This window comes from Paenibacillus terrisolis, assembly GCF_056171975.1.
The window spans coordinates 1-19,788 of record NZ_JBKFGG010000038.1 but is presented as its reverse complement, the minus strand read 5'-3'; the positions used below and the strand labels follow the sequence as shown (position 1 = coordinate 19,788).

General features: G+C 52.9%; 13 protein-coding genes. 9 read left to right on the top strand and 4 right to left on the bottom strand.

Features of this window, described 5'->3' with window-relative positions; all coding sequences use genetic code 11:
- Positions 1–231: 231 nt before the first annotated feature.
- The gene (locus ACI48K_RS22215; protein WP_475029831.1) at positions 232–1,713 is read right to left on the bottom strand and encodes a VanW family protein; all 1,482 of its coding nucleotides are present in this window, start codon (positions 1,711–1,713) and stop codon (positions 232–234) included.
- Positions 1,714–1,942: 229 nt separating this feature from the next.
- On the opposite strand from ACI48K_RS22215, the gene ftsE reads away from it, so the two are divergent.
- From ftsE to ACI48K_RS22190, 5 genes are all read left to right on the top strand, one after another.
- The gene (gene ftsE, locus ACI48K_RS22210; RefSeq protein ID WP_475029830.1) at positions 1,943–2,629 is read left to right on the top strand and encodes a cell division ATP-binding protein FtsE; all 687 of its coding nucleotides are present in this window, start codon (positions 1,943–1,945) and stop codon (positions 2,627–2,629) included.
- Positions 2,619–3,533: a permease-like cell division protein FtsX gene (ftsX, locus tag ACI48K_RS22205; RefSeq protein WP_475029829.1), complete on the top strand. Its 915-nt coding sequence runs from the start codon at positions 2,619–2,621 to the stop codon at positions 3,531–3,533. The genes ftsE and ftsX overlap by 11 nt, the downstream gene beginning before the upstream one ends.
- Positions 3,534–3,814: 281 nt before the next feature.
- Positions 3,815–5,032: a murein hydrolase activator EnvC family protein gene (locus tag ACI48K_RS22200; RefSeq protein WP_475029828.1), complete on the top strand. Its 1,218-nt coding sequence runs from the start codon at positions 3,815–3,817 to the stop codon at positions 5,030–5,032.
- 154 nt (positions 5,033–5,186) lie between these two features.
- Complete coding sequence (locus ACI48K_RS22195) at positions 5,187–6,641, top strand: S41 family peptidase (protein ID WP_475029827.1); 1,455 nt, start codon at positions 5,187–5,189, stop codon at positions 6,639–6,641.
- Positions 6,642–6,748: 107 nt separating this feature from the next.
- Positions 6,749–8,062, top strand: a complete 1,314-nt coding sequence (locus tag ACI48K_RS22190; protein ID WP_475029826.1) for a PDZ domain-containing protein — start codon at positions 6,749–6,751, stop codon at positions 8,060–8,062.
- A 398-nt stretch (positions 8,063–8,460) separates the two neighbouring features.
- On the opposite strand, the gene ACI48K_RS22185 is transcribed toward ACI48K_RS22190, so the two are convergent.
- Complete coding sequence (locus tag ACI48K_RS22185; RefSeq protein WP_475029825.1) at positions 8,461–9,288, bottom strand: flagellar motor protein MotB; 828 nt, start codon at positions 9,286–9,288, stop codon at positions 8,461–8,463.
- A complete protein-coding gene (locus ACI48K_RS22180) occupies positions 9,285–10,112 on the bottom strand; it encodes a flagellar motor protein (protein WP_475029824.1) in 828 nt (275 codons plus the stop codon). The genes ACI48K_RS22185 and ACI48K_RS22180 overlap by 4 nt, the downstream gene beginning before the upstream one ends.
- 209 nt (positions 10,113–10,321) lie before the next feature.
- Here ACI48K_RS22180 and uvrB point away from each other — a divergent pair, with 209 nt between their 5' ends.
- Positions 10,322–12,313 carry an excinuclease ABC subunit UvrB gene (gene uvrB, locus ACI48K_RS22175; protein ID WP_475029823.1) on the top strand — a complete coding sequence of 664 codons (1,992 nt, stop codon included), beginning with the start codon at positions 10,322–10,324 and terminating at the stop codon, positions 12,311–12,313.
- 62 nt (positions 12,314–12,375) lie between these two features.
- Entirely contained in the window at positions 12,376–15,252 is a 2,877-nt protein-coding gene (gene uvrA, locus ACI48K_RS22170; RefSeq protein ID WP_475029822.1) for an excinuclease ABC subunit UvrA, read from the top strand.
- Between the two features lie 414 nt (positions 15,253–15,666).
- On the opposite strand, the gene ACI48K_RS22165 is transcribed toward uvrA, so the two are convergent.
- On the bottom strand, positions 15,667–17,304 hold the full coding sequence (locus ACI48K_RS22165) for a nitrite/sulfite reductase (protein WP_475029821.1): 1,638 nt from the start codon (positions 17,302–17,304) through the stop codon (positions 15,667–15,669).
- A 322-nt stretch (positions 17,305–17,626) separates the two neighbouring features.
- Here ACI48K_RS22165 and ACI48K_RS22160 point away from each other — a divergent pair, with 322 nt between their 5' ends.
- Together ACI48K_RS22160 and ACI48K_RS22155 are read left to right on the top strand one after the other, a co-directional pair.
- Positions 17,627–17,839, top strand: a complete 213-nt coding sequence (locus ACI48K_RS22160; protein WP_475029820.1) for a hypothetical protein — start codon at positions 17,627–17,629, stop codon at positions 17,837–17,839.
- Positions 17,840–18,096: 257 nt separating this feature from the next.
- Positions 18,097–19,788, top strand: a 1,692-nt coding sequence (locus ACI48K_RS22155) for a peptidase U32 family protein (RefSeq protein ID WP_475029819.1), incomplete at its 3' end; no start/stop codon positions are given.

The window sequence follows — 19,788 nt, the reverse complement described above, 5'->3', positions numbered from 1 at the left end:
GAATTTATAGCGATAATTCCACAATAGCGCCATATAGTGCCCTTATTTTCCTTGAATGTGGCGAAAATGCTGAAATAGCGCCACAAATTACCTCTATTGGGGAGTTGAGGCTTGACGACAAAAGCAGACGCTCAGTTTCTCTCCAAAACGTCTGCCAAACGTCCGTCGAAACGTCTTCCAAAGGTCAGTTAAAATGCCCGTCCCCTGCAGTAACCTTCCCACCGGCTCATTCTAGAAATCGGGTCCCTCAACCCCGTCTTCCAGGATGATTTTCGGTGTCTTTACTCGGTCTTCTTCAGGCCGTACGGAACGCGGCGGCGTTTCTTTTTGGCGGACGGCAATTACGGTAGGCTGCGCCGGGTATGTGTCGCTGGAGAGCAATGTCGTTTCCGTCGCTTTGCCGTTCACTTTCTTGATTCGGTAAGTGTCCACCTTGTATCCCGGCTTTCCCTGGAGGAGGACCTGCTGGCTGCCTCGGGGCAGCGAGCTGTTGACTACATATTTGTTCGGCGCAGGCAGCACCTTTGTTGTGCGCGATTCAATGCTGTAGCTCACGTTTTGAGGTATGTCTCCAAAAAACTTAATCGTGAGCTGGCGATTTTCGACCTCGGCGCGGATGAGAAGATGGTGGCCGGTAGTGTTTTTGAAACGGAAATTAATGTAACCTTTAGCAAACGTCGCATCCTGTCCTTTGGGAACATAGCTGACCGGAAGCGAATGATTGCGCCGTTCGACGATGGTGAGCCCGGCGCGGATGGCCGCGTTATACAAGGTGCTTGAAACCTGGCAGATTCCGCCGCCGATTCCGGGCACCAGCTTGCCGCCGAAGATGACCGGAGCATTTCGGAAGCCGTAGGTTTTCTCGGCGTATTCGATCGCTTTGTCGTAATCGAAGATTCCTCCCGGCGGCAGTACGATGCCATCCACGCTGCGAGCTGCCGCATCGACATTATGCACGCGCCCGCTCCCGCTTGTCGCAAGACTGCTGGAAAATTGCATGATTTTCCGCTTAATGCCCTCTTGCTTCAAGCTTTCAATCGTCACCTTGGGCTGAGCTAGTCGCAGCGGTACGATAATTCGTACCTGGTTCAAAGAAGCTGCGCCGTTCCCGCTCCCGCCGCTTTCGCCGCGGCCGGCGCCAGACCTCGGCAACTGCCGCGGAGCAGCTTCTGACACCCGGACCAGAAATAGCTCCCAGTCGATTCGCTTGGCGGGCTGGCCCGGCAAATAGCGGATGCTGTCGTCCGGCATGATCGTCCGAACGGCATTCACGGGATCGCCGAACTCCGCTTTTTCCCACTTGGGAGAAAAAATTTTTCCGAGCTGCTTCCGGTCCACCGACGTCTTAAGGTTCCATTCGCGGGGAAATTGTTTGCGGGCTCGTGCCCGTTCCCACAAGCTCCCTTCCGTAATGCGATTTACCTCAGCACGGAAGGCCCCCGCAGACCAAACCACACCCGCTTGCTGCCAGGTTAACTTCATTTCCGAGTCCTGAATGACGAAAATCGCTTGTTCTTTCCGCAGCACTAACAGTTCCCGCTCGAGCTCGTGCATGGCCTGATCGATTTTCATTCCCCCCAGCTTCATACCTGCTACCGTGGTCCCGGGAGGAATGGTATCCTGCCGGGCATACAGCCACAGCGAGCCAAACAGCACCAAACCAAGCAGAATCAGGGCGCCGACAGCGGTTCCAATCCAACGTATTTTTTTCATCGTCTGCTCCTTTGTTCGAATGAACGGTATCGATTGGAAAAATCCTTGTACAACCATATATATGATGGAATTCAGGAAACTTTCGGGTACTCAAGAGGTAACATCTTTGTTACAATAAATAGCGGACGAAAAGGAAATTCCTCAACTTTTAAAGGATTTGGCGGGAACATGTCGAAAGTAAAGTATGGCGATTCAAAGGATCAGGAATCAAGACTTAGGACGTGATTAAGTGATTGAAATGCAGGATGTATGGAAGACGTATCCGAATGGAACTCATGCCCTGAAGGGAATATCGGTCAAGATCGATCGCAATGAATTCGTATATCTGGTCGGGCCCTCCGGAGCGGGGAAATCGACGTTCATGAAGCTAATTTACCGGGAGGAAGTGCCTACGAAAGGGCAAATTTCCGTGAACGGTTTTAATATCGGCAAGCTCAAGCCCCGCAAAATCCCTTATGTCCGCCGGAACATCGGCGTTATTTTTCAGGATTTCCGCCTGCTTCCGAAGCTGACGGCTTATGAAAACGTGGCTTTTGCCCTTGAGGTTATCGAAGCTCCCAAGAAAGTCATCAAAAAACGCGTGACTGAAGTGCTCGATCTCGTCGGGCTGAAAAATAAAGCGAGCCGCGACCCTTCCCAGTTGTCGGGAGGAGAGCAGCAGCGCGTGGCGATCGCCAGGGCGATCGTCAACAACCCGTCCGTCATCATTGCGGACGAGCCTACCGGGAATTTGGACCCGGAAACGTCCTGGGGCATTATGCAGCTCCTCGACGAAATCAATTTCCGGGGCACGACGATTGTCATGGCTACGCACAACAAAGAAATCGTAAATACGATGCGCAAACGCGTTATCGCCATCGAGCACGGCAACATCGTGCGAGATCAGCTGAGAGGGGAATACGGCTATGATTTTTAGCACCCTCTTCAGGCATCTGCGCGAAGGCTCCAAGAATGTATTTCGAAACGGCTGGATGTCGGTCGCTTCGATTACGTCCATCGTGGTTTCTCTATTTATCCTGGGCGTGTTTATCCTGCTGGTTTTGAATGTCAATTCCTTTGCGGATGAAGCGGACAGCCAGGTGGAAATCAAGGTTTACCTCAACTCCGACGTGACTCAGGCGGAAATCGACAAGCTGAACACCGACATCGGCTCGATGGAAGAGGTCAGCCGGGTTACGCTGATCCCGAAGGCGGAAGGTTTGGAGGATTTTAAAGAAAAACTCGGCGATGAGGGCAAAGAGCTCCTCGAAGGATACGACGAGAAAACCAATCCGATTCCCGATACCTTCAAGGTCCAGGTGGTCGAGCCCACCACAGTGCCTTTTGTGGCCACGAAAATCAAGGCCTTGAACGACAATTACAAGGACAAGCCGATCTATAAAGTGAATTACGGTCAAGGAACGACCGAAAAACTGTTCAAAATAACCCGGGCCGTACGCAATATCGGCTTTGCGTTTGTCGCGGGGCTCGGACTCATGGCGATGTTCCTGATCTCCAACACGATTCGGGTTACGATTTTGGCCCGCCGCCGGGAAATCGGCATCATGAAACTGGTTGGCGCGACGAACGCTTTTATCAGGGGGCCGTTTTTTGTCGAGGGCGCGCTGATTGGGCTAGTCGGATCGCTGATTACCGTAGGTGTTCTGTTTTTCGGCTACAGTGAACTGGTCGGTTCCGTCAAAGCGGACGTTACCCTCGCTTTCCGGCTTGTCCCGATTAGCGAAATCGGCGTTCAATTTGCAGTGCTGCTGGTTGGGCTCGGACTCCTGATCGGAATTTGGGGCAGCACCATGTCGATACGCAAGTTTTTGAAAGTGTAGAGCGTTATTGGTTAATCAGGTTAATGGTAGTGGGGGAAAGCACGGCGGGAATTTCGGACGGAGAGGAAATTTGGAGCAGGAGAAGTTAAAGCTTTCTGCAAGAAAGCTGCTTCGGAAGCATTTGCTTAGCGTTCGCCTTTGCAATTGAATTGTCACCTTGTCGAACTTTACTCGACCAAGACCATTCAATTGCAACAGCGATCGATGGCTCACATTTTCTTGCAGTTCGTTATTTCCCGCCAAGCTTTCAGAAGTTGATTAAGAAGGACGGGGAAGCCAAATTGAAGAAATGGATATCCATTGTTGCCGTTGTCGCCTTATCCGCTATGATCTTTCATCCTACCGAGGGCTATGCCAAAACGAAAACGATCAGCCAGATCGATAAAGAACTCAAGCAGCTGCAGGAGCAGGCCAAGGCGGCCAAGAAACAGCAAGATCAAGCCGCAGCGAACAAGCAGTCGGCTCAGCACTACGTCAACAAGAACACCAACTATCTGCAGCAGCTGATAGGGCAGATTAACACTGTCAGCAACGAGCTGACTAAAATATCGGTCCAGATCGACAAAACGGAAACTGACCTGCGCAATACCGCAACGAAGCTGGATGAGACGCAAGCTCGGATCCAGGAACGTTCGAAATTGCTGGACTCCCGAATCCGGTTGATGTATACGGACGGGGCCGTTTCATACTTGGATGTACTTCTGTCCTCCACCAGCTTTACGGATTTCCTGGAGCGCGCCGATTCTCTGCAAGCCATCGCCAACCAGGATCATGTCCTGCTGGACGAGCATAAAAAGGACAAAGAGCTCATTCTGACACAGCAAAAGCAGCTGAACGACGATTACGCCAAAGTCAAAACGCTTTACGCGGACGCGGAATCCCGCAAAAGCGATCTGGAGCAAAAGGAAGATGAAAAGCAGCAGCTGATCGCTAAATACAACGATCAAATCGAAGAATCCGACGATATTAGCGCTGATCAGGAGGCCCTGCTCGTTGAACTGGCCACTAAACGCGCTGCGCTCGAGCAAGAGAAAAACAAACTGAAAGCCGCTCAGGTTTATACCTACAAGAGAAGTTCTTCAGGCTCTGGCGGCTTTAAAGGAAACGGCGGCTCAATGGGACTGCCCGTCGACGGAGCCCGCATTTCCTCTGGATACGGTTACCGGATCCATCCGATTACCGGGGTAAGAAAACTCCATGCCGGGGTGGACTTCGCAGCTCCGCAGGGTACGGACATTCATGCGGCCGAGGGCGGCGTGGTAATCGTAGCTGAATGGTGGAGCGGCTACGGCAATACGGTTATCATCGATCACGGCGATAATGTCTGGACATTGTACGGCCATATCCGCAACGGCGGAATCAAGGTGGAAAAAGGGCAGCAGGTGAAAAAAGGCGAAAAAATCGCCGAAGTGGGAAGTACCGGGGATTCGACCGGACCTCACTGCCACTTTGAAGTCCGTATTGACGGCAAGGCGGTAGACCCGATGCCTTATTTGTAATAAAATAATTTTGTGTTCGAGATTAACGGATACCGCCCGTAAGGGATGTGTATCCGTTTTTTCCTTCATTCGGCTTGAAATACAAATATTTCGTACAAGCTGGACATATACTATGAAACATTCCAACTTGGACTTGAGGCGGTGAATTTCATTCATGTTTAAAGGACGTACGGTGGCTTTTCTCGTCCTGGCTGCGATGCTGGTCAGCAGCTTGCTTACCTTAACGCTTACGGGCGAATGGAGCTTTGCCGATTCCGGTCCCTTGCGAAGCGGCGTATTTGCGGATAATAGCACGAGCCAAAGCTCTAAGGCGGGCGTCAAAAAGATCGAGAAGGCGCTTGATCTCGTGGAGAGCAATTATGTCGAGAAAGTTGACCAAACCAAATTGATCGACGGAGCGATTGACGGTATGATGAATGCGCTTGGCGATCCGTTCTCCACTTATATGGCCCCGGATACTGCCCAGCAATTCTCGGAGGAGATCGAAGGTTCTTTTTCGGGAATCGGCGCCGAGGTTTCGCTGGAGGACGGCAACGTGGTGGTGGTATCCCCCATCAAAGGCTCGCCTGCGGAAAAAGCCGGGATTAGACCTAAAGATATTTTGATTTCGGTCAACGGGGAGACGTTTGAAGGACTTAGCTTAAATGAAGCGGTGGCTAAAATCCGCGGTCCCAAAGGTTCGGAGGCCAAAATGAAAGTCAAGCGGACGGGTAACACCGAAACGTTGGAGTTTACGATCGTTCGCGACGATATCCCCCTGGAAACCGTGTATTCGCATATGGAGGACGGAGGAATCGGCGTTATTGAGATCACTGAGTTTTCGATGAATACAGCTGATCGTTTTAAGCAGGAAATAGCTTCTTTGGAGAAAAAGGGCCTGAACGGGTTGATTATCGATGTTCGTAACAATCCGGGCGGCGTGCTTCAGATTGTAACCGAGATGGCGGAGCAGTTCGTTCCGAAGGGAAAGACCATCGTCCAGGTCGAGGATAGGGCTGGGCGACGCGAGAAAACCGTGTCGAACGGCAGCGGCAAATCGTATCCGGTTGCCGTATTGACGAATAAAGGCAGCGCAAGCGCGTCGGAAATTTTGGCGGGAGCCCTGCAGGAATCGGCGGGCGCCAAACTGGTCGGTGAAACGACTTACGGCAAAGGGACGGTACAGTCAAGCTTTAGCCAGGAAATGGGCGACGGCAGTTTGTTGAAGATTACGATCGCCAAGTGGCTGACGCCTAACGGTGAATGGATTCATAAGAAAGGCATCAAACCGGATATTGCGGTAGCTCAGCCGGATTATTTTTCGGTAGCGCCGATCAACAAGGAAAAGACGTTCAAATTTGATATGCTTGGCGAGGATATCAAAAGCGCGCAGATCATGCTTAGTGGTTTGGGAATAAACCCGGGACGCAAGGACGGCTATTTCGATAAAAATACGGAAAACGCCCTGAAAGAGTTCCAAAGCAGCCATAAACTTTCCGCAAACGGCGTTCTGGACACCAACACGGCGAAGTCGCTGGAAAGCAGCCTGATCGATAAAATCCGCGATCCGAAGAACGATGCGCAGATGAACCAAGCCATCACCGAGGTCCGGAAGGAAATCGCGCCCTAGGCGTCGAATAAAGTAAGAAGGCTGATTTTCCGGCCTTCTTTTTTTCTTGTCCAGGACGTTTATTCAGTTGGACAACAATGTAACGAATTAAGGAGCGTGAAGACCCCTTGGATCTGGTGCTTGAAGGATTATGGAGTTTGGCGTTAGCGGGAGCCCAATTGTTTCTGCAGCCCTTTTACTATATTTCGATTATTTTGATTATGCTGCTGTACCGAAGACAAGTACTGCTTGAGCGGAAATTGTTTCATGTCCGGCTGCACGGCTGGGGAGCGCAAACCTGGAGGACGGTGCTTGGCGGCCTGCTGGCAGGGATTGCGGTATCTTTGGTGTCCGCGTTTCTCGGGATGACGCTGACGGTGGAGGGCATCGTTTGCATATGGGTGGTTACCATTGTGCTGCTGCTGTTTCGCGTCCGTTATTTGTGCATGGCTTATTCGGTGGGTCTGCTTGGCGTTATTCAGTTTACGCTGAATTTGTTTCCGGATTTCCAGGGTTCAGGCTGGATTGGAGATGGCGTTCGGGTCATTCGCGAGCTGAATATTCCGGCTCTCTTATGTCTGGTCGGGCTGCTGCATTTGGCGGAAGGACTGCTTGTACGGTGGCAGGGGGCCGATTTTGCGGGGCCGCTGTTCTATGAAGGCAAACGCGGAAAGCTGGTCGGCGGCTACCAAATGCAGAGCCTATGGCCGGTTCCTTTGCTTTTGCTGATCCCGGCCCAAACCTCCGGGGGCGTGCTGCCGTGGACGCCTTTCTTCGGCGGCGACGCCTGGCAGGGGGGCTTTGGCATTGTGGCGCTGCCGATGATCATTGGCTTCTCGGAGATGACGATTGGAATGCTGCCGGGAGAAAAGGTCCGGATCTCTTCCGGACGCCTGCTGGGATACGGCTTTGTGGTGCTTGTGTTAGCGCTGCTGTCGGCCTTTTGGAGCCCGTTGGTTCTGCTCGCGGCACTGGCCTCGTTCTTGCTGCACGAAGGGCTCGTTTGGCTCAGCCGCTTTGAGGAGCAGCACCGCAGTCCGCTGTTCGTCAACCCGCAAGGCGGACTGAAGGTGCTCGCCGTGCTGCCGGGAAGTCCGGCCGAGGAACTGGGTATCCGGGCGGGCGAGACGATCGCTAAGGTGAACAGCGTGGCCGTGCCGACGAAGGAGGATCTGCATGCCGCGCTGCGGATCAATCCGGCATTTTGCAAGCTGGAGGTGCTGAATCTCGCGGGCGAGAGCAAGTTCCTCCAGCGGGCCATTTACGCCGGCGATCACCATCAGCTCGGCGCCATTCTGGCGCCGGACGAGAAGGCGCCGGTGGCGGTAAGGCTGCAGCCGCTGTCGCTGCTGCAGCTGCTTCGGCCGCGCAGCGGCGCCAAGTCGCCCGCCCGCGGCGGGGCCGAAGCGAGAGCGCGCCGCGAAAGCGACACGGGCGCGTGACGCGCAGGGGGCGCGCTCTGACGGTTCTGCCCTGGCGCATCAAGTGCGGGCAGTTCGCAATCCGGTCGCATTCCATTCGGATTCGGATGGCCTCCGCATTTTGAACCGCATCAATTTTAAAATCTTGCATAACATGCAAGATTTTTGATCATACCGTGCGACTGGCGGCCAATTGCTGCAAAAAGTGCAACATATCGGATGCATACGGACCCAAAAGCGGCTGCTAAGTCTCAAATTGTTGTAGGAAATACAACAATTTGAGCAGCATCGTTTGTTCTACGCCTCAAATGCTGCATAGAATACAACACTTTGGCTTTAAAATTATTCACGTTTCCTGCGCCAATCAAAAACACGGCTGGACCAATGAGAACTTTCACTGGTTAAGGCCGTGTTTTTCATTACTGCTGAAGCTGGCGCAAAACGGTGATTTCCACGCGGCGGTTCTTTTGCCGGCCCGCGGCGGTGCTGTTGTCAGCAGCCGGGCGAGTATCGGCGTATCCGGCATATTGGAAGTTTTTCTGGTCGAGCTTCTCTTTGTCGATAAAGAAGCGGAGCACCGACAGCGCCCGGGCGCCGGACAGTTCCCAGTTGTCTTTATACTCGGAGGAATATACGATTGGCAGATTGTCGGTATGGCCCTCGATACTGATGGCCGTGTCGAGCTGGCGGAACAAACTGGCCAATTGGGACAAGGTTTTGGCCGAACCGCTTTTCAGATCGGCTTTGCCGGTATCGAACAGGAAGCGGTCGCTTAATGTAATCGATATGCCTTTGGGCAGATCGGCAACCCGGATTTGATCCTCCAAATGGTTGGCCTTGATGTAGGACTGAATCATTTTCATCAGGTTGCTTAGCTGCTCTTCCTGCTTGCGAAAAGCAAGCTCCCGCTCCGTCATCGGGGTCTGATCGGTTTTGCCGTTAGCCTGGTCTTTGCCTCCGCTGCCCTGGCTGTTCCCTTTGTTGTCCGTGTCAGGCGGGTTCTTGAACTCGTACTTATCCTCCGTGCCGTCGATTCCGGTGCCTTTTTCCAGCAGGGAATCACCGGTTCTGAATGTCGACTGCAGAGACTGGGTGACGACTTGATATTTTTCAACATCCAGGCGGCTCATGGCATACATGACGACGAAAAAAATGAGCAGAAGCGTGATCAAGTCGGCGTAGGTAATCATCCAGCGGTCTTTGGTGTCGCGGCGTTCCGTTTTGTGCGAACGTCTATGGGTTCTCATGCCTGACTCTCCCTGGAATCGGCGTCAATCGCGGTCCCCGGCGCCGGACGGTTTGAAGCGGGCGGAAGCAGCTTCGAATGATCCGCCTCCTGGAACGATTCCAGCTTGCGGCGAATGAGCAGCGGGTGATCCCCGTTCTGGATCGACAGAATTCCCTGGAGCAGTAATTCCAACCGGTCGACCGCGTCTTCACCCCGGGATTTGATTTTGGAGGCGATCGGCAGGAAGATCAAATTCGCGCTGGCGACGCCGTACAAGGTCGCGGTAAAAGCAAGCGCGATGGAAGGACCCAGCGCCGTCGGTTCGGTAAGGCTGCTCAAAACATGGATCAATCCCATGACAGTGCCGATGATCCCCATGGTTGGAGCGTATCCACCGGCGGATTCGAATATTTTGGCATAGTCGTCATATTTTTTCTCCACGGCGTCGATTTCCAGCCCCATGATCTGTTCGACCATGCCTCGGTCCGTTCCGTCAACGACCAGCTGAATGCCCTCGCGGAGAAAAGGTTCCTCATGCTCGGACGCTTTTTTCTCCAGCGCCAGCACGCCTTCGCGCCGGGCAATTGAAGACATGCCGACGATATCTTCGATTAAATTCTTCGGCTCGCGTACCCTCGAGGTAAACGCCAGCGCCAGGGCGCGGGGCACGTTTTTTAACTTTGCGATCGGGAAGCTGATCATTACGGCGGCAACGGTTCCGCCAAAAACGATCAATGCCGCCGTGATTTGCATCAGGCCTGCCAGTTCTCCACCCTCCCACAAAAATCCGCCGATCATAGCCGCGAGTCCTACAATGATGCCTAGTATGGTTGCGATATCCATAATAATGTCCACAGCTCCTGTTCTCGACTTATCGTTTGCATCTGCAGCACGAAAAAGGTATAATACATGGGAACACCCATTCCTATTTTACAAAATACGGTATAAGCCTGGGTTAACCATAACGAGGGAGAAATCTCTGTTTTTATATAATTCGACAAATTTTTAACCCTCTAGAACTTCATTTTAGACGATAAGGGTGATATTGGACAATGAGTGAAATTGTATTCAGCGATAATAAATTTGAGCTCATCTCCGAGTTTACGCCGCAGGGCGATCAACCCGAAGCGGTGAAGGAGCTTATTGCGGGCGTACGCACTGGAAAGAAGCACCAAACCCTGCTGGGCGCCACCGGTACGGGGAAGACGTTCACGATCGCCCATACGATTGCGCAGTTGGGCCGGCCAACTTTGGTCATCGCCCATAACAAAACACTGGCCGCGCAGCTCGCCAGCGAATTCAAAGAATTTTTCCCCAACAACTCGGTAGACTACTTCGTCAGTTACTACGATTACTATCAGCCGGAAGCCTACATTCCGTCGTCGGATACCTACATTGAGAAAGACTCCAGCATTAATGAAGAAATCGATAAATTGCGGCACTCCGCGACGAGTTCCCTGTTTGAACGGCGGGACGTCATTATTGTGGCGAGCGTGTCGTGCATCTACGGTCTCGGTTCTCCTATGGAGTACCGTAATCTCGTTTTGTCTCTTCGTGTAGGCATGGAGAAGCCGCGGAACCAGATTTTGAGCCGGCTGGTAGACATCCAATATCAGCGGAACGACATCAATTTCGTACGCGGCACGTTTCGCGTACGCGGCGATGTTTTGGAGGTTTTTCCGGCTTCCCATGGGGAGCGCGCGATAAGAGTGGAGTTTTTCGGCGACGAAATCGAGCGGATTACCGAAATCGACGTTCTGACCGGCGAATTGGTCGGAGAACGGGATCATGTCGCGATCTTTCCGGCCTCTCACTTCGTGACCCAGGAGGAGACGATGAAAATCGCCATCCAGAATATCGAAAGAGAGCTGGAGGAGCGGCTTGAATTATTCCGCGCTCAAGGCAAGCTGCTGGAAGCCCAGCGTTTGGAACAGCGCACGCGGTATGATATCGAAATGATGAAGGAAGTCGGTTTCTGCTCCGGGATCGAGAACTATTCCGGGCCGTTGACCTTCCGGGAACGAGGGGCGACTCCATATACGCTGATGGATTATTTTCCGGACGACATGTTAATCGTGATCGATGAATCCCATGTCACGCTGCCTCAAATTAGAGCCATGTACAACGGTGACCAGGCGCGTAAAAACGTGCTCGTGGACCATGGGTTCCGCTTGCCTTCGGCGCTCGATAACCGCCCGCTTCGGTTTGAAGAGTTTGAGGATAAAGCGAACCAGCTCATATACGTTTCCGCGACGCCGGGACCTTATGAACTAGAACACTGCAACACGATGGTGCAGCAGATTATTCGTCCGACCGGCCTGCTTGATCCGGTCATCGAAGTTCGTCCGACCAAAGGCCAAATCGACGATCTGATCGGCGAAATCCGCGAACGGATCGCCAAGGATGAACGCGTCCTGGTTACGACCTTGACCAAAAAAATGTCCGAGGACTTGACCGACTACCTGAAAGAGGTTGGCATCAAGGTAAGATACCTGCATTCGGATATTAAAACGCTGGAGCGGATGAGCATACTCCGCGACTTGCGGCTGGGAACCTTCCATGTTCTGATCGGGATCAACCTGCTGCGAGAAGGACTTGATCTGCCGGAAGTTTCCCTGGTTGCGATACTGGACGCCGACAAGGAAGGATTCCTCCGCTCGGAGCGATCACTGATCCAGACGATCGGCCGTGCCGCGCGGAACTCGGACGGCCGCGTATTGATGTACGGCGATGGCATTACGGAGTCGATGGATAAGGCCATTAAGGAAACCGAACGCCGCCGTTCGATTCAGATCGCGTATAATGAGAAGCATGGGATTACGCCGCAGACGATCCGCAAGAAAATTCGCGACGTCATTGAAGCGACCAAAGTCGCAGAGAGCAAAAACGATTATCTGGCGGACGCCAAGGGCAAGATGTCCAAACGCGATCGCGAGGCAATGATCGGAAGACTGGAAGTCGAGATGAAAGAAGCCGCCAAGAACCTGCAATTTGAGCGTGCCGCCGAACTGCGCGACGCCATTCTGGAGCTACGGGCGGAATAGATATATCGATATTTTTGCAATAGAAATAAAGCGGCGTGCCGTCGCTAAAGGAGTGAAAGGGATTGGCTAGTGATAATATTGTGATTAAAGGCGCCAGGGCGCACAATTTGAAAAATATCAACATCACCATTCCGCGCGACCGGTTTGTGGTGTTGACGGGGCTCAGCGGTTCCGGTAAATCGTCGCTTGCCTTTGACACGATTTATGCCGAAGGACAACGCCGTTATGTGGAGTCGTTATCCGCGTATGCCCGGCAGTTTTTGGGTCAGATGGAGAAACCGGACGTGGATTCGATCGAAGGGCTGTCGCCGGCCATTTCCATCGACCAAAAAACGACAAGCCGCAACCCTCGTTCCACAGTGGGAACCGTAACGGAGATCTACGATTATTTGCGTTTGCTGTTCGCCCGAGTGGGACATCCTCATTGTCCTGATCACGGCATTGAAATTACGTCCCAGACCGTTGAGCAAATGGTTGACCGCATTATGCAGTATCCCGAACGGACGCGTCTGCAGATTTTGGCGCCGGTCGTATCCGGGAAGAAGGGAGAGCATAAGAGTCTCTTCAGCGAAATTGCCAAGCAGGGCTTCGTTCGGGTTCGGGTCAATGGCGAGCAGCGCGACTTGTCGGAGAATATCGAACTTGAGAAAAATAAAAAGCATTCGATCGAGGTTATCGTCGACCGGATCGTGGTGAAGGAAGACGCGCGCAGCCGTCTCGCCGATTCCATCGAGACAGCGCTGAAGATGTCAGGAGGCCAGATTCTGGTCGACATCATCGGCCAGGAGGAGCTGCGTTTCAGCTCGAACTTTGCCTGCCCGATTTGCGGATTCAGCATTGAGGAACTGTCGCCGCGGATGTTTTCGTTCAACAGCCCGTTCGGCGCTTGCCCGGATTGCGACGGCCTCGGCGCCAAGATGATCGTTGACCCGGATTTGCTGGTGCCGGATATGTCCAAGAGCATCGAGCAGGGAGCATTCGAAGCTTGGGCGGGCAGTACGTCCAACTATTATCCTCAATTTCTGAAATCGGTGTGCGAGCATTACAATATTGCGCAAAATGTGCCGGTCTCCGAGCTCACCAAGGATCAGATGGATAAGCTGCTTTACGGTACGGGGACGACCCGGATCCGGTTCCGTTATCAAAATGATTTCGGCATGAGCAAAGACGCTTATGTTACGTTCGAAGGGATCGTTCATAATCTGGAACGGAGGTACCGCGAGACAAGCTCGGAGGGAATCCGCGAGTTTATCGAGGAATTCATGGGCTCCAAGCCCTGCGCAACTTGCAAAGGCCATCGCTTGAAGAAAGAGAGCCTGGCCGTTACCGTCAATGGAGAGAACATGGCTTATGTCACGGCGCTCTCCATAGGGGAAGCGATGCGCTTCTTTGACGGTTTGACGCTGAGCGAAAAAGAAACGACGATTGCCCATATGATCTTGAAAGAGATCAACAGCCGTCTCGGCTTCCTGGTGAACGTCGGTCTTGATTACCTGACGCTCAGCCGCGCAGCCGGCACATTATCCGGCGGGGAAGCACAGCGTATCCGGCTGGCCACCCAAATCGGCTCCAGCTTGATGGGTGTGCTGTACATTCTTGACGAGCCAAGTATCGGCCTGCATCAGCGGGATAACGACCGGTTGATCTCGACGTTGGCGCAAATGCGCGACCTCGGCAATACGTTGATTGTCGTCGAGCATGACGAAGACACGATGCTTGCCGCCGACTACATCGTCGATATCGGTCCGGGAGCGGGTATTCATGGCGGCGAGGTTGTTTCGCAAGGAACGCCGCAGGAGATCATGAATGATCCGAAGTCGCTCACGGGGCAGTATCTGAGCGGCAAGAAGTTCATTCCGGTGACCTCTGAGCGTCGGAAGCCGGATGGCCGCTGGCTGGAAGTCAAAGGCGCCAAGGAAAATAACTTGAAGAACATCAACGTCAAGTTTCCGGTTGGTGTGTTTTCAGCCGTAACCGGTGTTTCGGGTTCGGGGAAATCGACGCTGGTCAACGAGATTTTGTATAAAACGCTGGCACGCGACTTAAACAAAGCCAAAGTCCGTCCGGGGCAATACCGCGAAATCAAGGGCCTGGAGCATGTGGAAAAGGTCGTGGATATCGATCAGTCGCCGATCGGCCGTACGCCGCGCTCCAACCCGGCCACCTATACGGGCGTGTTCGACGATATTCGCGACTTGTTCTCGCAGACGAACGAAGCTAAAGTGCGCGGCTATAAGAAGGGCCGTTTCAGCTTCAACATCAAGGGTGGACGCTGTGAAGCCTGCCGCGGCGATGGCATCATCAAAATTGAAATGCACTTCCTGCCGGATGTGTACGTACCTTGCGAAATATGCAAAGGGAAACGTTACAACCGCGAAACGCTGGAAGTTAAATATAAGAACAAGAGTATCGCGGACGTGCTTGAAATGACTGTCGAGGATGCGACGGAATTTTTCCAAAACATTCCCAAGATCCACCGCAAGCTTCAAACGCTGCTGGATGTAGGTCTGGGATACGTCAACTTGGGGCAACCGGCGACAACGCTGTCCGGCGGCGAAGCACAGCGCGTGAAATTGGCATCCGAGCTGTATCGCCGCAGTACGGGCAAAACAATTTATATTTTGGACGAGCCGACGACCGGGCTTCATGTCGACGACATCGACCGTCTGCTCAAGGTATTGCATCGCCTCGTCGACTCCGGCGAAACGGTGCTCGTGATCGAGCATAACCTCGACGTGATCAAAACCGCCGACTACTTGATCGATTTGGGTCCGGAAGGCGGAAACGGGGGAGGCACCATCATCGCGACCGGCACTCCGGAGGAACTCGTGAAGGTGGAGAACTCCTACACTGGCCGCTATTTGGCGCCGATCCTCGAGCGTGATACGAGACGAACGTTGGAACTGGAAGGCGATATAAGAGATAGGGAAGTGGGTTAATCCAATAAGGCCGCTTTTCACCATTATATAAGGTGGAAAGCGGCCTTTTAATTTATCGTCTCTTTTATGATTAACCTTGACAACAGAATCGCTTGGATGGGCGGTCGGCTAGTCTCCTGCAAAGGAGGTGAAGCCCGTGAAGGTTAAAGATGCTTTGACATTGATGATTAGTTTTGGTGCGTTATTATTGCGCTCATAGGATTTGTCGTATGGATCGTCATGGCGTTGAACCAAGACAAAAAGAAATAGACCGCCCTTGGAAGGTGACCGGTCTATTTCATACGACATAAGCCTTTGAAAGCCTATCGCCCTTAAAAGCGGCTGTTGCCAAGTGAAGATGTTCGCGCATCTTCACTTTTTTAATGTATCCTTCTGGTCCCACAATATCACATAAATTAGTAAATTTGAAATAGGTTAAGAAGCGAGTTCGCTAGCCAAGATAATATTCAACTTATCCTGGAAGGCGGTTAAGCCCACACGAAGGTAAAAGCTGTGGAACGATTCCGCCGCGTTCCGGTTCTCTTTATAGAATAGCAGCAGTTGTTCCAGCACCTTACCCACCTGATCGCCTTTTACGCGGCCCTTCAAGTTTTGCGTAAATTGCGCTTTTGGACCGTTCTCACCTCCACCCAACGTTCCGCCCACCGCGATATCAAAGGCATCGACCATGCCTTCCGGCGTTTTTACGAGCGAACCCTGCAGGCCGATGTCGGCCACTTGCTTTTGTCCGCAGGCATTTGGGCAGCCGATAAAATGAATCCGAATCTTCTCGTCCAGTTCCAGATGGCGGTCAAGATATTCGGCGACTTCCACGGCCCGGCGTTTCGTTTCGACAATGGCCAAGTTGCAAAACTCGTTGCCTGTGCAGGAAACGGTGCGGCTCAAGAAATGTTTTGGATTCGGCGTCAAACGTTCCAGGATCGGCGCTTTGAGCGCTTCTTCCAATTTATCGTCTGGAATTCCGCTAAGCAAAATATTTTGGGACATGGTGGTGCGAATTTTACCGTCGCCGTATTGGTCGGCCACATCGGCAAGCTGCACCAGCTCATCCGAGTTAAGACGGCCGACGGGGACGTTTAGTCCGATATAATGAAGTCCGGCCTGCTTCTGAGGATGAACTCCATCGAAATATGCGGCTTGCCAGCCCGCAGTCTTGTCTTCCCCGCGTGAAGGAAGCTCGCCAACGAGCTCCACCAGCTTTTCTTTGAATTTGTCCGGTCCCCAGTCGGCGACAAGAAATTTCAGGCGGGCATGATGGCGTTTTTCACGGTAACCGTGATCCCGAAAAATGGTGGTCACGCCAATAGCAACCTTCAGAACCTCTTCAGGCCGTACGAAAATATCCAGCGGCTGCGCCAAATGGGGTTTGGCGGACAGCCCTCCGCCAACCATGGCATGAAAGCCGATAACATCCTCGCCATTGATCACTTTTATGGCCGGAGTTAGAGACAGATCGTTGATTTCCGCCTGCGCGTTATTATACACGTTGGAAGAGATCGACATTTTGTATTTGCGGGGCAGATTGGAGAAATCCCGGTTCAACACGAAAAAGCGGTTTACTTCTTCCACGATGTCAGTTGTGTCGAGCAGTTCGTCTTTATCGATCCCGGCTAACGGATTCCCGACGATGGTCCGCGGGCAGTCGCCGCAAGCCTCGAAAGAGTACAGCCCCACCTCATCCAGCCGCTTGAAAATATCCGGCAAGTTCTCTACGCGCAGCCAATGAAATTGGATCGCTTGACGGGTGGTCACGTCCACTAGTCCCCGTCCGTATAGATTGGAAATTTCCGCAAGAGCCCGGGCTTGCTTGCTGGTCATAATCCCCGTGGTGATCCGTACGCGCATCATGAAATGGCCGTCACGGGGTTTTTGCTGATACACGCCTGCCCATTTGAAACGGTCCATGTCGTCGGGGGTGATTGAATCATAACCTTCCACGGCGTATTTTTCGATAATCGTGCGAATAACGTCCAGCCCGTCTTTTTCCAGCTTGACGAATTCGAACTTGCTCAGCTTTTCCGGCTCAGCGGCCCAAATCGGTTCATAAGCCATATTTGATCCTCCTAATGATAAAGGAATAAAATAACGTAATTCCGACTAATCAACTTAGATATAATGGTTAATCGTAACACAGAACAGAGGTACCGTAAACCGATAAACGTGAGATGCATCATAACACTTCCTTATAAGAACCTAAAGAACTAATGATAATTCATGCGGCAAGGCATAAAATCATATTAATGAACAAAAAAGAAAGAATATCTGCATGAAAATTTGACGATATTTTGTCATTTTACTTGCGTACGGGCGGGCGGAACGATAACATAGAAACAGAATGTGTAAATTCGTGGAACGATGAAGAGGAGGGCTCGCGATGTTGCTCGCTGCTGCTGCGGGAGAAACCACCACGACCTACAACGGATTTGATATTTTCATGATTTTATTTACCGTGCTCATTTTTATCGGTGTCGTCCGTCTGGTGCTTCAGCGGCCAAAGAAAAATCTGTTTGCAATCGCTTTCGGGTTGTTTAGCTTGCTTGTATTTTTGGCTTCGGACGCGATCATGATCAAAGCATGGTTCAGTTAAGCATGAATAATGACGTTTAATAAAGATACTTGACACGGTCCCGTAAATTAGACGGAAAACTAAACCTTAACTCCGTATGTACGCAAGCTTTCAAGACGGTTCGTTCCGCTCCGGAACCAAGCGTCTTTTTTGCATTGTCCCGCTGGAATGGATATGTACTAGAGACTTAGAACGATGTCTGGTAAAATAGATGAGTTGTAGAAATCTTAAATTTAAATTATAGCATGGGCCAAAAGAAGCGCATGGGGAGGATATACATGAGCAAGACGAATATCACCAGACAGGATGTGGAGCTGCTGGCCCCTGCGGGGGACTGGGACTGCATGAGAGCCGCCGTAGCGAACGGGGCGGACGCGGTCTATTTCGGCGTAGAGAAGTTCAACGCCCGGGCTCGCGCCAATAATTTCCGGATGGAAGAACTGCCGGAAATTATGGCTTTTCTGCACAGCTATGGAGTCAAAGGCTTTCTGACCTTTAACATTCTCGTTTTCGAGGATGAACTGAAGGATGCTCGGGAATTGGTCGAGGTTTGTATCGAGGCCGGCGTCGACGCGGTCATCGTCCAGGATCTGGGGCTGGTGAAGCTGATTCGGGAGCTCTCGCCGGATTTTCCGATTCACGGATCTACGCAAATGACAATGACCTCTCCAGAAGCGGTGGAATTCACTAAGCCTTGGGCGATGGAGCGGGTTGTATTGGGTCGCGAAAATAACCTGAAGCAAATCAAAATAATCGGCGATCAGGCGAAGCTTCCGATGGAAGTGTTCGTGCATGGCGCGCTTTGCGTTTCGTATTCGGGTCAATGCTTGACCTCGGAAATGTGGGGCGGGCGTTCCGCCAACCGCGGGGAATGCGCTCAAGCCTGCCGCCTGCCCTACGACCTGATGGTCGATGGGGTGCAGCAGCCGATGGGCGATGTTGCTTATTTGCTGTCGCCCAAGGATTTGGCGGCGATCGATATCATGCCGGAGCTGATCGAGGCGGGGGTCACTTCGTTCAAGATCGAGGGACGGATGAAAAGCCCGGAGTATGTGGCCAATGTCGTAGGCAAATACCGAAGCGCCATCGACCGGTATTTTGACGGCGACGATACCCGTGCGACCAAAGAAGAAATCCGCGAGCTGCAGCAGAGTTTTTCGCGCGGCTTCACGCATGGCTTCCTGGAAGGAACCAACAATAAAAAGCTGGTAGAGGGCACCTTCCCCAAAAGCCGTGGGGTTTATCTCGGCAGAGTGGAGCAAATTTTGCGGGACGGCGTCGTCTGCAAGCTGGAAGCTCCCCTGAAACGTGGCGATGGTATTGTGTTTGACGCCGGGGATCCGACGAAAAAAGAAGAGGGCGGTCGCGTTTACGACCTGCGGCGCAAAGGCGTCAAGTTGGAAGGCGAGGCCGGCGAGAGCTGGATCGTGGACATCGTTCCGGGACGCAATGACGTGGATCTGCGGAAGGTGCATGTCGGCGACCGGATTTGGAAGACAAGCGATCCCGCGCTGGATAAACGCTTGCGCCAAACGTTCGAGACCGAAAAGCCGTACCGTGTGTTCCCGGTGCATGTCCGGGCGGTTGGACAGGCCGGCGGGCTTTTGACTACCTTCTGGACGGATGTGCAGAAGGGGACGACCGTGCGCGTAGACTCCGAGCTTGAGCTGGAGGTCGCGCAAAAGCGGCCGATGGACGACGCGCTGCTCGAAGAGCAGTTCGGCCGTCTCGGCGGCACGGTATTCCAGCTCGAGAAGCTGGACACGGAGCTGCATGGCGACGTGATCCTGCCGATGCGAGAGCTGAACGGCATTCGCCGCCGGGCCGTGGAACGGCTGGCCGGCGAGCGGCCGAAGCCGCCCGTGTGGACACGGGCGGCGGTTCTGGCGGGCGCCCCCGCCACGGGCGAGGCGCCAACAAGCGCGGCGGCAGCGCCGCGCCGCGCGGTCGCGGGGGGGGGGGGGGGGGGG

Coding starts and splice junctions, on each gene's coding strand:
- ftsX (WP_475029829.1), top strand. CDS start 2,619: ATGATTTTTAGCACCCTCTTCAGGCATCTGCGCGAAGGCTCCAAGAAT.
- ACI48K_RS22215 (WP_475029831.1), bottom strand. CDS start 1,713: ATGAAAAAAATACGTTGGATTGGAACCGCTGTCGGCGCCCTGATTCTG.
- ACI48K_RS22160 (WP_475029820.1), top strand. CDS start 17,627: ATGTTGCTCGCTGCTGCTGCGGGAGAAACCACCACGACCTACAACGGA.
- uvrB (WP_475029823.1), top strand. CDS start 10,322: ATGAGTGAAATTGTATTCAGCGATAATAAATTTGAGCTCATCTCCGAG.
- ACI48K_RS22195 (WP_475029827.1), top strand. CDS start 5,187: ATGTTTAAAGGACGTACGGTGGCTTTTCTCGTCCTGGCTGCGATGCTG.
- ACI48K_RS22180 (WP_475029824.1), bottom strand. CDS start 10,112: ATGGATATCGCAACCATACTAGGCATCATTGTAGGACTCGCGGCTATG.
- ACI48K_RS22185 (WP_475029825.1), bottom strand. CDS start 9,288: ATGAGAACCCATAGACGTTCGCACAAAACGGAACGCCGCGACACCAAA.
- ACI48K_RS22165 (WP_475029821.1), bottom strand. CDS start 17,304: ATGGCTTATGAACCGATTTGGGCCGCTGAGCCGGAAAAGCTGAGCAAG.